Here is a 14,534-nt window from a genome sequence, read left to right as displayed (position 1 = left end):
TTGACTCATTTGGTTATTAATCTTATTTTATCAATATCGTAATCTTTTATCTTATTATCAAATGGATCTATCTCTACTAAAAATATGACTTCTCCTCCAATTAGATCACTTTGGAATTTATATTTACATTCCATATTACCCTCTTTTGCTTCATTACATGATAGTACTATGCCTTCTGAATTAAGTGCTTCATTCAACTTTTCAATAAAATCTCCCATATGTTCATCTAAATAATCTTGTATTGTACTTATATCTTCAGCAAAATCATTTAATTCGTCAGAAATTTCATCAAGATCATTTACATTATCTAAATCTATATAACAAGTCACCTTAATTCACCATATAAATAATTTCATATTAAGGTTAAATATATAACTTCAATTTTATAAGATACTCTCAAAACAGTATTACTTAGCATTACCTACTTAAAAAATTGGAGATATATTTATTATGAATTGGGAGATATAATGGAAGTTGTTAGTCAAAAATATGTTGGTTCATTATTTAATGGTAATGTAGATTTATTAAACTTTTTAAATCAAAATGTAGATTTAGATGTATATGTTGATAGACATGCATGGAGTTTGCTAAGAGGCCAATTATCTAAGATAGGTTTTTCTGTAGAAATGACTAGAAAGCCCAAAAAAATGTATATTTACATATCTATAGAAAAAGGAAACGTTTCTTTAGAACTAAGAGATCACGATAAGCCTATATATAAAGAGACAATTTCAATGGAGAAATTTAAGGAAATTTTTAAATAGATTATTTTAAGGCGTTAATTTCCAAATTAAATTTAATCTATCAAAAACTTCCCTTGCTTCCAACTGTCCTTGATTGACTACGCTTATTAATCCCTCAGGACCTTTTAATATAATTATATATGATTTCTTTGATGATATCAAATCATATAGTATTGGTTTATATATCTTGGTTAAAATTCTCATTTCCTTTCCCTCCTCGTTCAAACCTTTATTGAACTCGTTAAATTCTTCTACAAATATTCTGATTTCATTTACTAACATAATTATTGATTTTACTAATGGTTTAAGACTTTCTTCCCAATTGTTTAAAACCCTACTTGTTGTTATATAAGCAATATCTGTATCTTTCATATTCTCAGCTAATAATGATAATAGATTATAATAACCCTTAACTATAATAATAGATTCATTATTTTCAGAAATAGCAAAGCTCTCCAAACTATCTGCTATATTTAAAATTTCTTTGATTTTTTTCTTGGAGTCTTCTTCTAATCTTGCTATTGCAGATACAGCAACAGCTCTTGGATGTACCGCTCTATACCATCCTTTAGGATCTGAAACTGCCATCCCTTTAGCTTCCAAAACTTTTATTACATCATAAATTCTAGGCAATGGTACACCGCTTTTTGCACTTGCATCTTTAGGATCCTTAGCGCCTTCCAATAAGGCTAGATATAATTTTGCCTCATATAAAGTTAAATCAAGACTTTTTCTTAACCTTTCTATTACTTCTTCTCTATTTTCAGACAAACTTTACCCTATTAAAATAATTTTGCATGAAAATAATAAACTTTTTAAAAAAAGTAAATTGAAAATTGTTTATTTACCAGCTCCAGCTGTTGCGCTGTTTAAATTATTAGCTGAAGATGGTACTCCCTCGACTGAGGGAATTTCTGGGAACTCTTGTTTCATCTTTTGTTCTGCTACCAAGCTGGCATCTTTCAATATCTTTTGTGCTTCCTCTGTTACAAACTCGTTCTCTAACATTGGTACACTACCAGAGCTGTACTGCATCATAGCCATCTGTAATTCTTCATCTACTCCCATCAATTCAGTAAATACGTCTGGCATCATTCCTTTCAAATACCCTGCAACGCTCTTTAATGCAATTATTGCTGGAGCTAAATCTGCGTTTACATCACCAAATATTAATGTTGTATCTAATCTTAGCTTTACTCTTTCTAATGCAAACCTAACTGTCATTAATACCTTTGCCATCTTCCTTACTTCTGCTACTTCATTTGCATACATTCCAGCTTTGCTTTTATCTCCTTCGACTAATGCATTTACTGTTTTTTCGAATAGCTGTTTATCGTATGCTTCTAATTTACTTAAATTGTAGTCTAATTTATTAATTTGAGTTGCAATCTTATATGATGCACTTATTATTTGCCCTTTTAATGGGGGCGGGGGTCTTACGAACTCCTTTACTTTTTGACCAATTGTCTCCTTCTTTTGCTCATACCATCTCTTGTTCCAATCTTCTAAACTACTCATTGATTGCTCACCGATAGTATATAGTTCTATAAGTAAGTTAATAAGGCAAAAAACTTAGTAAATAGGGGTTTCACATTATATAGGTTACCTGTTAATTAAAAACTGGTGTCTACATTGGCGATCCTAAAAATAGACGAGATCTCAAGATATACTGGGGACGACATAAATGATGAATACGGTAGAATTTTAGGTACTATAATAAGTGTGCAGAGTTCTGTTGATGGAAGAGTTGAAAGTGTTACCATTAAAGTTGCTGATAGATACTTGGAGACAATTGAAGGAGAAAGGATAAAAATCCATGACGGCAAATTAGTCGTTATACCAAATTGGAAATTCGAGGCAAGCAGAATAATAGAAAACTTAGATAGAGCATATAAAAGAAGAAAGGCATTGGACACAATAAGTGGACAGAATGATCTACCAAGCAGTGTTGTAGAACCAATGAAAAGAAGACTTGAAGAAGAAATAAAAGCATTAAGAATTAAGGCTGATGAAGTTAAGAAAATAATAAATGGAAGGGTTGGAGAAATTGAGGATGAAGAGCTTAAAGTAGCTAAAGCAATAGCAACAATCGAGATATCATATTTTAGCGGAGAAGTTGGAGAAAAAGGTTATACACAGAGCATGAATCACTTGAGGAAACTAAAAGAATCAATAAGCGAGGAAAAAAGAAATGCTAAGGAGTATTTGGAGAAATTAGATAAAACAATACAGCTTACATTTACTGAAAACAAAGAAGTTGTAAAACCAAAAGAAAGTGAAGAAAACAAGATATCTCAAGTTCCACAATCAAATCAAGGATCTCTCATAGTGAAGATACAAGGTTAATTTTAAAATAATAATTTTTAGATAAAATTTAAAATTTATTTCATTATCAGAATTTAATTTATTTGATACTGTAAACTTCTTCTAGTAAACCAAAACATCTTTTGGATGAAAGTTGTAGTTTATAATACCCTTCACGATACACATTCATTTCCTCTTTGGGATGTTTACAACTCAGACATATTTCTCATTAAGACATGAGCTAGTTTAGCTTTCTATGATTTCAAGAAGACATCCTTTTGGGAAAAATTCCATGATTTATATTCTTTTACCAACTATTATTTTATGATTTACTAACTCCTCAGAGAAGGGATTTCTATGTGATATCATAAATGAAAAATCTTCATATAAAATAAGAGTTAATCTTTATTAATATAGTTAACAAAAAGCAGAAGATTTATTCCCTAGTTATATAATATAGTTTAAATGTGCGCGGGGGTGCCCGAGCCTGGCCTAAAGGGGACGGGCTCAAGACCCGTTGGCGTAGGCCTGCGTGGGTTCAAATCCCACCCCCCGCATTGTTTTTACAATAAACTAAGCATAGAAAACAATACATATGATAAAAATAATAAAAAGATATTTCCAATAATATTTAATTAATATAAAAATTTCTTATTATTTTATATAAGTATATTAGCTTTATTAATTATATCATTATTTAGTAGGTGATAAATTGCAGAGAGGAATAGGTAAAGGTGCTATATTAGGAATAGTTATTATTATAATAGTTATAGGGCTTGTAGCTGGATTATATTACTATTACTATGGGCCTAGCGGAAAGGTTTATGTTTATTTAAGTGACCCAGGAAACACAAGCTTTGTAAATATTTACTTTACAATTACATCTATTCAAGCCCACTCAACAAAGGGATGGATCACAATATCAAACAAGACGGAAACTGTATCCTTATCATCTACTCCACAATTAATTACATCAGCAAACATGCCTCCAGGAAATTATACTGAAGTAAGGTTTGTTGTTCAATCGGTAACAATTACATTAGCAAACAATTTTAATGTATCTGCAACATTACCGAGTAACGTATTTAAGGTACCAATTATTGGTGGACTAGATATAAAACCAGGTGGGACTGAATACTTAACAATAAGTATAGGACCGCATGTAACATTAACAGGAAATGGCAGTTATATATTAAGACCTTTGATTATTGCATCGGCATCAAATACCCCTCCAAGCTAATCTAAATATTTTTTCTTTGTGTTTCTTTATACCATAAAAATTCCTTTAGTGGTTCCCCATTACTCTCATGATGCATGTTGTACTCCTCTTATGAGAGCGTAAGATGTAGAGAACTCTCCCATATCCTATATTCCTTTGGCAGAGTACGGCCTGGCTATATCAGTTGATCTATCTTATCAATCGAGTATAGAATTAATATTAGTAAAACGTTTTCCCACATACACATATAGAAGGATCTAGGCTTTCTACTAACTTGCAAAAAACTGACATGATTAAATTAAACAAAGTTATTAATTAATATAAATTTTTAATATAAAGCTAATTTAAATTAATTAGCCCTTTTGCTCTCCCTGTTGCTTGGTTTGCTGGGATTGTTGAGTTTGCTGAGTTTGCATCAATTCTTGCATTTTCTGTATTCCAAATACACCTAATGGAGAACCAGAAGTTGGTCCTGCTGCAGGTAAGTTAACTGGTATTAGCATTAATGTGTTTTTACCTTCCATCCCTAATTCATATATCATATTCATCCACCTTAACATAAATGCCTCATCATGATCTTTGTATAGGTTTGCTGCCTCTACCATTTTTTGGGCTGCTTCATACTCAGCCTCCGCAAGAGTAACTCTAGCCCTCCTCTCTCTTTCAGCTTGTGCTTGCCTTGACATTGCTTCTACTAAATCATGAGGTATTTCTACATTTCTAATTTCTACAGCGGTTACCTTTACACCCCATGCTTCTGTTTTGCTATCAATTATATTTCTTGCTAATGCTGCAACCTTATCTCTTTCAGCTAATAATTCATCTAAAACAGTTTGCCCTATAACTTCCCTTAGGGTTGTTTCAGCAGCTAGTTGTGTTGCTACATTATAATTCTCAACAGATAAAACAACTTTTTGTAAATCTACTGGTTGATAATACATTACTGCATCAACAATAACGGGTACATTATCTTTAGTTAAAGACTGTTCTGTTCTAAACGCTAAGGCCTGTAATCTAGTTGATATTCTAAAAGGTATTTGAGAAATTAAAGGTATAACATAAACTATACCTGGTCCTTTTAACCCTCTAAATCTACCTAAAACCAATACAGGAATCCTTTCCCATTCTTTTACTACTTTAATACCACTTAATAGTATTATTATAACTATTAAAGCTATAAAAATCTCAATTGCTAATAAAGCCAAATTTACCAAATTTTTCGCCTCGATAATAATTAAGTTTTGAAAGTTTAAAAATGTATATTTTATTAATAATATATAAAATAAATTTCCCATTAATCAACGATTTTCTACTTTCCTGACAATTAATTTCAAACCCTCTATTTTAACTATTTCAACTGTATCTCCAACGTTGGCATTACATGAATCACAATGCGCCCTCCATATAATTCCCTCTACTCTTACCTCTCCTTCTGGATTTAATGGAGAAATAACAACTGCTTTTTTACCTATTAAAGATTCAGGCCCTGCTAATTTTTCTTTTCTCCTTAATGGGCCTAAAACCCATCTTATATATAGACCTGCTATAATTCCAACAGCTCCAGTTCCAGTTATTTCAAGTTGAGACAAATAACCATTTGGTACTCCGGCACCTATATATGGTATACCTTCAGCCATAAAGTAAATCCCAATTGCCGAAACAATCATGCCCCCCATTAGGGCAAATCCATGACCTGATTTAAGCTCCAATATCATTATAGCTGCTCCTATTATGATTAGAGTTATCCCTAATATTGAGGCATTTATTATTTCTGCTCCTATTAAACCTAGTATAATAGCTATTATTCCTATAATAGTTAAAATTATCGTAGGATGATATAAATCCAATAAAATTGCTAGCACTCCTAAAGTCATTAAAATTCCATCAACAGTTGAATTACTTATTGCGCTTAAAAATTGCTCATAAAAATTTTCGCTTATAGTAATTTGAGGATTGCTGCTCAAATTCCATGTTTCTAATGCTGAATTAAAAGAATCAGAAATGCCGTTTATTAAATGATATTGATATGCTTGTTGTGATGTATAAGCTATATCATATAATACCATATTTGTCGCTGCAGTAACATTCCTACCCCATTTTTCTGCAAGACTTTGCATGAAGCTAATCATTGCATCCTCTGTATGATTTTGTTCTAAAGGTGTACCACCAACAACTATAGGAGTTGAAGGGCCTATTTCGGAACCTGTTCCCATAATAATTTGATTTGTTGCCATAGCAATATAACTACCAGCTGAAGCAGCTAAACTATTGGGTGGAACATAAGTATATGTTGGAATTCCAGACTTATTTGCTTCTTCTATTGTATTAACAATATTAATCATATCATTTAAATAACCTCCAGGAGTATTCATAACTATTACAATAGCAGATGCATTATATGATTCTGCTATTGTTAAGGCTCTTTGCATCATATCACTTGAACCTATATCAACTGGGACATTAAAATTGACTATTACAATTGGTTTTTTATTGGTAGCACTTTTTGATATAACCATATGAATCGATAAAATCAATCCTATAATCATTATCAAAACTAATATATATTTTATGTTTTTTTCCATCTTAATACCCTATTTATAAAATAAAATTTAAAAGCTATAAAAATATATTTTGAAAATATGGATGGAACGAAATGAATTCAAATGAAAATAATGTAGGTTTTTTCTCTAAAATAAGATGGGGAGTCGGAAGCATTTCAATTATAATTTTATTGATAATCTTATCAATATTGTTTGCAGTTGTATATAAATATAATCATAATGGATTTTATTTGTTCTTATCAATATTGTTTGCAGTTGTAGCTATAATTATTATAATAGTTAAATCTTCAGAAATCATAATGCCAATTAATCCAACAGTGACTACTCTAATTGGTAAAACAGGTGTAGTAATAAAGAGAATATTACCAAATAATCCAGGTGTAATTAAAATATCAGATCAACTTTGGTCTGCTAAGAGTGATGAGGAAATAGATGAAAACAGTGAAGTTGAGGTAATAAGTGTTGAAGGAATTTATCTAAAGGTCAAGAGAAAGCCTTAAAATCCTATAGAATTATAAACATAATGGGATTATTATGAAACCAAATTATAGTAAAATTATGAAAATTGTTCATGAAATAAGCATGATAATGGTTTACATTTCATTAATAGCATTGATAATTGCTTTATACATAATAACTAGAGGATTTAATTTATGGCATGCTAAAATTATGCTACTAATATTTTTACCTATTTTTATTACAGGTGTTTCAATTTCCTATTCTTCGTCATCATTAAAGCCAAATGATAATTTAGCTCCTATCATATTATTTTTACAAATATCATCAGCTCTTCTTGTTTTAGTCTTAAGCATTGTAACAATTATTACAAATAAAATATACTTTTTAGTAATCTCATTATTGTATTTTGGGATAGTAAATCTGATTAATGCAACAAGACCAAAAGGTGATATAAGATTATCTGTTGCATTAATCGGTTATACTGGTATATTATCAGCAATATTTTTAATCTTGAATAATACAAAAAATGTTTTTGAAATAGCTATAGGATTTATATTTGTTTATGCAATATCGTTAATTTATTCAGTAACAATACACTCATTTCCCAATACTTTTAAAGATAAGCCTAATGAACTATTAGTTTATCTTCTTTTTATTTTGCAAACAATTTCAACCCTGATTTATCAATATTATTTTAAAATATCCGTCATTTTATTTTCAATTTCAATAATAGTATTTTATTTATCGATAAATATTTTCAGATATAAAAAATATAGTGATTTTGCACTAAATACAACAAATGTATATGCTAAAGCAGGTACATTATATCTCCTCTATGGACAAGCTATATCAGCTCTATATTCAATAGTATTATTAATTTCATCTATATTGTTTTATTTTAATATAATTACGCTTTTAGATTTCATCCATTTATTAATAATAGGATTTGTAGGAATTCATATATTTATTCATGCGCCATTAATGCTACCTGTGATCTTAAGATGGACTTCTGCCAGAAGATATTCTTTGTTACCTTACATTCTAATAGTTGTTGCAGCATTAATTTGGCCATTTGACATGCATGTAGCATTTTTATTTTTAGTATTGGCTATAGTATTTTTAGTATTAATTGTAAAGCCATCAAAAGAACCTATACCTCTATCTTTAATCAATAGTTAAGAATGTGAAAATTCTCATAGCTATGTACCTTTTTAGGATATAAAAGACAAAATTAAAGAAAAATATTACCATAATTACAAATTCATTTACTTTAAATCTATCTTATTCCAGTAAACTACCCCGCTCTCATGGACGGGGCTTTAGTGTTTCTATTACCCTTCACGGTATACCTTCATTCCTCCTTTAGGGTGTTTACGTATCCCCGACCCATAACTTAATAAGGCATGGACTATTTATGATTTCTATTATTGTATTAGTGATGCATCCCTCCATGAGGAAACATTCCTCAACTTTATATGTGCGTAGACATTATATTTATTTGTGGTGCACTCCTTGCCCTAACGGACGGGGTCTCTTGCGAAGAGGATGAAATATTATATCCTAAACAGACTGGTTTAATTAAACAACAAATGTTCACCTATTACTTGTTTTTATTAAATATTTTTTCATACCATTCTGGTACCTTAATTTCTTCCTGTGGAATTCTTTCAATGGTAAATGGTCTTATATCTAGTATGGGAGTCTTATCATACATATCTAAATTATCAACTTCCAACACATTATTGTTTATATTTATTAATTTCAAAATACTTACTATAAGTAAATTAGGTCTTGCAGGAGATCCAGAGGAAAATACTCCTACTTCAGGTGTTTGTATATTATATAATCTCTCAATTTTCCTTAATCTTACTTTTAACACTTTCTTATCTTCTTCTTTCAATTTGTGGGCATAACCAATAACAATTATATGAGAAAAACCTTCAAGGCAGCATATTCCATCTTTATAATCATCATAAATCAAAATTTTGCCATGAACTCCAAATAATGAATTTCTAACTTCTTCGTCACTATGATCATTTATTACTTCTCCTATTGGTTTTAAAACAATTTGTGAATTTCTCATACTAAATTCCTATAATATTACAAAATACTAAACTATAAATGTTTTTATAGATTTTGAAAAAAATATAACTATATTATCAATTAACAAATTAAAAAAATAATTAATTTACAAAATCTCTTTCTTAAATTGTTCTATAGCCTTCTTAATTTCTTCTACTGATGCCTCATCTTCTAATGTGGAAACATCACCTAGGGGTTGATTTAAATAAACTGCTCTAATAACCCTTCTCATAATTTTTCCGCTTCTTGTTTTCGGCAAAGATTTTACAATTTCTATAGTCTGAAAAACTGCAATTGGTCCAAATGTTTTTCTGGTATGTTCAATTAATTCCTTCTTTAATTCTTCTGTAGGCTTATAACCTTCCTTCAATACAACAAATCCGATAGCAACCTCTCCTCTAAGAGGATCGGGAACCCCTACTACCGCTGCTTCAGCAACTGATGGATGAGAAACTAACGCGCTCTCGAGCTCAAATGTACCTATTCTGTGAGCTGAAATTTTTATTACATCATCCGCTCTTCCCATAAACCAAATATAGCCATCCTCATCTACCATTGCTGCATCTCCAGTATATATCATACCCTTAAGATTTGGATTTGCTTCCCAATATGATTTCCAATATCTTTCTTGATCTTTCCATAGTTCAGATGTAAAGCCTGGGAAGGGTTGCTTAATAACTAATACACCTTTCTCCCCGGGTTTTACTGGTTTACCAGTATTTTCATCTACTACTTCTCCTAATATTCCTGGCAATGGTATTCCTGCGCTTCCTATTTTTATAGGCATCATTTTAATCCCATACGTATTTCCTACTATAGGGCCAGCAGTTTCTGTTTGCCAATAATGATCTATTACAGGCACCCTACCTTCTAATACATCATACATCAACCATTTTAGAGGGGTTGGATTTAGTGGTTCACCCGCACTAAATATTACTTCTAAACTTGATAAATCGTGTTTTTTAGCATAGTCTGTACCATATTTCATTAAAAGTCTTATCGCAGTTGGTGAAAACCAAACTTTTGTAACCTTGTTTTTCTCAATTACCTCCCACCACATATCAGGTTTAGGATAATCAGGTACACCATCATATAAAATGCTGGGAACCCCAAATATTGGCACTCCCCAAACCATATAGCTAATTCCTGCCTGCCATCCTACATCACTTGTTATAAACCAAGTATCGCTGGGCTTTAAATCATAAATCCACCTTGCCATAGTCACAACATGATTCTGAAATGGACCATGTTTATGAACGACAGGCTTAGGTTTTGCTGTAGTTCCCGATGTCGGAGTTATAAATATGGGCTCATTAGATTCCATCCATTCCACATCACTTGATCCATTTTTATAATAGTCTAAAAATTCATCAAAATATATATCTCTTCCCTTTTCCATGCCAACATCTTGATTTGAATAACCAGTTTTTAAAACAATTACCTTCTTTACCTTTGTCTTTACCATTTTTAAAGCATCATCTACTATCTGCTTTAAATTTGAAAGCTTTCCTCTCCTCATGTTATAATCCTGAACGAATACCCATTCGGACTCAACACCATCAATCCTATCAGCTAAAGCCTTAGCAGAAAAGCCAGCATAGACGCTTGAGTGTATGGCTCCAATTCTTGCAGCAGCATGAAGTACGGCTACAGATTCAGGCCTTGTTGACATGTAAGTTAATACTCTATCGCCTTTTTTAATGCCAATACCTCTCATGGCTGCTGCATATTTGTCTACAATATTTTTGTATTGTGAAAAAGTGTAAGTCTTTGTTACACCAATTTCTGGATTTTCATAGATATAAACAGCCTTATTGCCATAACCCTTTTCTATCTGAAAATCGATGTGGCTATATTCCGTGTTTGTTATTCCTCCAATAAACCATTTATATGGCTCACCATTTTTACCCCACTCAAATGTTTTCTCCCACATCTTTTTCCAATATATATACTTTGTATTTTCTAATGCAATTTTTTCCCAAAATGCTATAGGATCTTTTTCTGCCAATTGGGATAAATATTTTACCAAAGGTGGAATCAATATCAATTCCTTTTCTTTTTGGGATTCTTCCGACATTTAGATCACCAACTCCACTTTTTTACCACTAAATTGTATTCTTAGATGAATACTTAAACTTTTATTGTCGAATATATATATTAAAAACTAATTTTAATAAAAATAAAAAATTATATCACAATTGTTTTTAAAATCTAATCTAAACCAATTTTTCTAGGAGAAAAATATGAAGGTAATAGCAATTGATATAGGAGCAACAAATTTGAGGGTGGCATTATTCGAAAATAATTCTAAAATTAACGAAATAAAAGTAAAAACTCCTAGAGATGATCCAAACTCAATTTCAAAATCAATAATAAAGATGATAAATGAGTTATCCCCAAATAGGGACTTTCAATCTATTGGTATTGGAACAATAGGACCATTGAATTTAAAGAAAGGAATTATAGAGCTTGCACCAAATTTAGGCCTTAAAAATATTCCTTTAAGAGACCCTCTAGTTAATGAATTCCATAAAGATGTATATATAGCAAATGATGCCATGGCTGCAGTATGGGCTGAAAAAATCCTTGGAGATGCAAAGAATAAAAATGATTTAGTATATATTACTATGAGCTCAGGCATTGGAGTTGGGGCAATAATTGATGGAAATTTAATCGTAGGTAGAAGAGGTAATTCACATGAAATGGGTCATAGCCTAGTTAAATTTGATTCAAATTTAGTTTGTGGTTGTGGTAAGATAGGTCATTGGGAAGCATATGCAGGAGGCAAAAATATACCTAAGGTTGCTAAAGAGTTTGCAAATGAATGGAAAGGTAAAGAATCTGAAGGATATTTTTTAGCCAAAGAAAACAATTTGACTCCAGAAAAACTCTATGATTTAGCGAGAAAAAATGATGAATTTTCCAAGTCTTTAGTAGATTTCTTAAACATAATACATGCTGCTGGTATATCAAATATAATAGCCGCATATGATCCTGAAGTTATATACATAGGAGGTAGTATTTACCTTTATAATGAGGATCTTATAAAGCCATATTTAATTAAATACATACCCATGTTTAGTGCGTTGGGAGTTCCAGAAATAAAGATGTGCACATTTGGTGATGACCAGGTATTATATGGGGCTGCGAGTATTGCAATAAATCCTCCATCTCAAATAAAGAAGTTTAATTTATAATTAAAATTTTAATTATAAATATCTTATTTCGAGGAATTTTTAAGTATAAAAATTAATTAACTTCTTATTTGTTATTAAATAAATGAAGATGATAGAGGTGTATGAATTCGACAAATAGAATAATAATGTGCCTAAGGGGAGATTATAAGGCTATAAAGATTATAAAAAGTAAAAAAGAACTTCTTGAAAAACAAGGAATAATAATAATTAATGACTACATAAATTCTGAAACTAGTGTAATAATATCTCCATTAAAAAATACGCCAGAATATGATGTGTATTATAAAAACATAGAACACCTTAAAAATGTAATATACGAAGAAGATCCAGAAGTCGCATTATTCAAAGCAATAGTTTATCCAAAAAGTAAATTTGATCATGTAATAGTTGGGATAGACCCAGGCATTTCATGTGGTTATGTAATTTTAGGGGATGGATTAATTATAGGTGAAGGTAAAGTCTCCTGCAATACCATAGGTAATACAATTAAGAAGGAATTAGAAAAAATTCCTCATATTAATAAGGAAGTAATACTTGGTTCTGGTGAAGGCTGGATAACCGCAGGAAATTCTCTCATAAAAAATGGTCTTTCATATAAAATAGTAAGGGAAGATGATGTGGCAAAAAACATGCCAAAAACTCCTATATTCAAGATATTTAAGGATAAAGATGTAAGATCCGCTATGGTTATAGCTTTGAGAGGGAGTAGAAATTGGATGGATCATTAATGAGATTTATTGATGAAGTTGGTAGCGAATATTGCGGAAAATTATCTAGAGACTTTGAGGTATCTAAAATTTTAAAATCAAAACAGGGATCAAAAACCGCACAAACTTTTCATGTAGAAAATGTAATGCAAATAAGTTCAGGTAATGTCGTTGATTCTAAAGAAAAGGTATTAAAGGCTTTGCATGTTAATAATGTTGAAGAAGCATATAACAAATTATTGGATTCTTTTTCAAAAAAGGGTGAATTAAAATTTGTTGGAGAACCAAAATTAAAAGAAGGTAGCCTAAAAGATCTACCTTTCGTTAAATTTTACGAAAAAGATGGAGGATATTATTTAACCAGTTCTATAATAATATCTTGCTATGAAGGTATATGTAATGCAAGCATACATAGAATAATGCTATTAAATGAAAAAGAGGCAGCTGTTAGAATAGTTCCAAGACATCTATATTATTTATACAATGAAGCTTTAAAGCATGGAGAAATGCTTCCAGTTACCGTTATTATTGGTGTTCATCCAGCTATAGTTTTAGCATCCTCTCATTCTCCACCTTTAGGATACTTTGAATTAGAAGCTGCTTCAAACATTTTGGGAAGTCTTGAGGTTTATAATTCTCCAATTCATAAAAATCCTATACCCTATGGAACTGGGGCTATAATTGAAGGCTTCATATCTGAAAAAATGGCTGACGAAGGACCATTTGTTGAAGCTATGGGGGGATATGATAAAGTAAGAAAGCAACCAATACTAATTGCAAATAAGGTTTATGTAAATCCTGATGAAACCAGTCATATTATTTTACCAGGTGGATATGAGCATGCTGTATTAATGGGATTTCCAAGAGAAGCTAGTATATATAATGCAGTATCTAAAGTAGTTCCGAAGGTCCATGGCGTTAACCTCACCTATAATAGTGGAGGGTGGTTACATGCAATAATTTCTATAGAAAAAAATCATGATGGAGATGCAAAAAATGCCATATTAGCAGCATTTTCTGCTCATCCAAGCTTAAAACATGTAGTTGTTGTAGACCCTGATATCAATATATATGATATCAATGATGTTGAGTGGGCCATAGCAACAAGATTTCAAGCAGATAAAAACTTGGTAATTGTAAATAATGCAAGAGGTTCAACCCTTGATCCTAGCGCTAAAGATGGTTTAACATCAAAAATGGGTATTGATGCAACAAAACCAATAAATGGGGGTATTGAGTTCGAGAGAGCCAAAATACCTTAA

Annotated in this window: 15 protein-coding genes and 1 tRNA gene; 9 read left to right on the top strand and 7 right to left on the bottom strand. The window is 31.1% G+C overall.

Annotated elements, in window-relative coordinates; translation table 11 throughout:
* Positions 1-5: 5 nt before the first annotated feature.
* The gene (locus CALAG_RS03750) at positions 6-329 is read right to left on the bottom strand and encodes a hypothetical protein (protein ID WP_015232410.1); all 324 of its coding nucleotides are present in this window, start codon (positions 327-329) and stop codon (positions 6-8) included.
* A gap of 126 nt (positions 330-455) precedes the next feature.
* Here CALAG_RS03750 and CALAG_RS03745 point away from each other — a divergent pair, with 126 nt between their 5' ends.
* Positions 456-764, top strand: coding sequence for a hypothetical protein (locus tag CALAG_RS03745; RefSeq protein ID WP_172633881.1), 309 nt, complete (start codon positions 456-458; stop codon positions 762-764).
* 6 nt (positions 765-770) lie between these two features.
* Here the strand turns inward: CALAG_RS03745 and CALAG_RS03740 are convergent, their stop codons facing one another.
* Together CALAG_RS03740 and CALAG_RS03735 are read right to left on the bottom strand one after the other, a co-directional pair.
* Positions 771-1,514: a TrmB family transcriptional regulator gene (locus CALAG_RS03740; RefSeq protein WP_015232408.1), complete on the bottom strand. Its 744-nt coding sequence runs from the start codon at positions 1,512-1,514 to the stop codon at positions 771-773.
* 69 nt (positions 1,515-1,583) lie between these two features.
* Positions 1,584-2,261 (bottom strand): Snf7 family protein, encoded by a 678-nt coding sequence (locus tag CALAG_RS03735; protein ID WP_015232407.1) that lies wholly within the window; start codon positions 2,259-2,261, stop codon positions 1,584-1,586.
* 105 nt (positions 2,262-2,366) lie between these two features.
* Here CALAG_RS03735 and CALAG_RS03730 point away from each other — a divergent pair, with 105 nt between their 5' ends.
* The 3 genes from CALAG_RS03730 (at position 2,367) to CALAG_RS03720 (ending at position 4,287) form a co-directional block, all read left to right on the top strand.
* Positions 2,367-3,089 (top strand): CdvA-like protein, encoded by a 723-nt coding sequence (locus CALAG_RS03730; protein ID WP_015232406.1) that lies wholly within the window; start codon positions 2,367-2,369, stop codon positions 3,087-3,089.
* Positions 3,090-3,518: 429 nt separating this feature from the next.
* Positions 3,519-3,604 (top strand) — tRNA-Leu (locus tag CALAG_RS03725).
* A 155-nt stretch (positions 3,605-3,759) separates the two neighbouring features.
* Positions 3,760-4,287 carry a DUF4382 domain-containing protein gene (locus CALAG_RS03720; RefSeq protein WP_015232405.1) on the top strand — a complete coding sequence of 176 codons (528 nt, stop codon included), beginning with the start codon at positions 3,760-3,762 and terminating at the stop codon, positions 4,285-4,287.
* A 332-nt stretch (positions 4,288-4,619) separates the two neighbouring features.
* Here the strand turns inward: CALAG_RS03720 and CALAG_RS03715 are convergent, their stop codons facing one another.
* Both CALAG_RS03715 and CALAG_RS03710 read right to left on the bottom strand, forming a co-directional pair.
* On the bottom strand, positions 4,620-5,561 hold the full coding sequence (locus CALAG_RS03715; protein WP_015232404.1) for an SPFH domain-containing protein: 942 nt from the start codon (positions 5,559-5,561) through the stop codon (positions 4,620-4,622).
* A gap of 3 nt (positions 5,562-5,564) precedes the next feature.
* Positions 5,565-6,848 (bottom strand): NfeD family protein, encoded by a 1,284-nt coding sequence (locus tag CALAG_RS03710; protein ID WP_015232403.1) that lies wholly within the window; start codon positions 6,846-6,848, stop codon positions 5,565-5,567.
* Between the two features lie 71 nt (positions 6,849-6,919).
* On the opposite strand from CALAG_RS03710, the gene CALAG_RS03705 reads away from it, so the two are divergent.
* Both CALAG_RS03705 and CALAG_RS03700 read left to right on the top strand, forming a co-directional pair.
* On the top strand, positions 6,920-7,327 hold the full coding sequence (locus tag CALAG_RS03705) for an NfeD family protein (RefSeq protein ID WP_015232402.1): 408 nt from the start codon (positions 6,920-6,922) through the stop codon (positions 7,325-7,327).
* A gap of 34 nt (positions 7,328-7,361) precedes the next feature.
* The gene (locus CALAG_RS03700; protein WP_015232401.1) at positions 7,362-8,465 is read left to right on the top strand and encodes a hypothetical protein; all 1,104 of its coding nucleotides are present in this window, start codon (positions 7,362-7,364) and stop codon (positions 8,463-8,465) included.
* A gap of 421 nt (positions 8,466-8,886) precedes the next feature.
* Here CALAG_RS03700 and CALAG_RS03695 read toward each other — a convergent pair whose 3' ends face one another.
* Complete coding sequence (locus CALAG_RS03695) at positions 8,887-9,369, bottom strand: TrmO family methyltransferase domain-containing protein (protein WP_015232400.1); 483 nt, start codon at positions 9,367-9,369, stop codon at positions 8,887-8,889.
* A 105-nt stretch (positions 9,370-9,474) separates the two neighbouring features.
* Positions 9,475-11,445, bottom strand: a complete 1,971-nt coding sequence (locus CALAG_RS03690) for an acetate--CoA ligase (protein ID WP_015232399.1) — start codon at positions 11,443-11,445, stop codon at positions 9,475-9,477.
* Positions 11,446-11,611: 166 nt separating this feature from the next.
* Here CALAG_RS03690 and CALAG_RS03685 point away from each other — a divergent pair, with 166 nt between their 5' ends.
* The 3 genes from CALAG_RS03685 to CALAG_RS03675 all read left to right on the top strand — a co-directional run bounded on the left by CALAG_RS03685 (position 11,612) and on the right by CALAG_RS03675 (position 14,534).
* The gene (locus CALAG_RS03685) at positions 11,612-12,565 is read left to right on the top strand and encodes an ROK family protein (RefSeq protein ID WP_015232398.1); all 954 of its coding nucleotides are present in this window, start codon (positions 11,612-11,614) and stop codon (positions 12,563-12,565) included.
* Between the two features lie 101 nt (positions 12,566-12,666).
* Positions 12,667-13,293 carry a hypothetical protein gene (locus tag CALAG_RS03680; RefSeq protein WP_015232397.1) on the top strand — a complete coding sequence of 209 codons (627 nt, stop codon included), beginning with the start codon at positions 12,667-12,669 and terminating at the stop codon, positions 13,291-13,293.
* The gene (locus CALAG_RS03675) at positions 13,278-14,534 is read left to right on the top strand and encodes a UbiD family decarboxylase (protein ID WP_157463184.1); all 1,257 of its coding nucleotides are present in this window, start codon (positions 13,278-13,280) and stop codon (positions 14,532-14,534) included. Before CALAG_RS03680 ends, CALAG_RS03675 begins: the two co-directional genes overlap by 16 nt.

Source organism: Caldisphaera lagunensis DSM 15908 (assembly GCF_000317795.1).
Lineage (GTDB): Archaea > Thermoproteota > Thermoprotei_A > Sulfolobales > Acidilobaceae > Caldisphaera > Caldisphaera lagunensis.
This window is presented reverse-complemented; position numbering and strand designations above follow the sequence as displayed.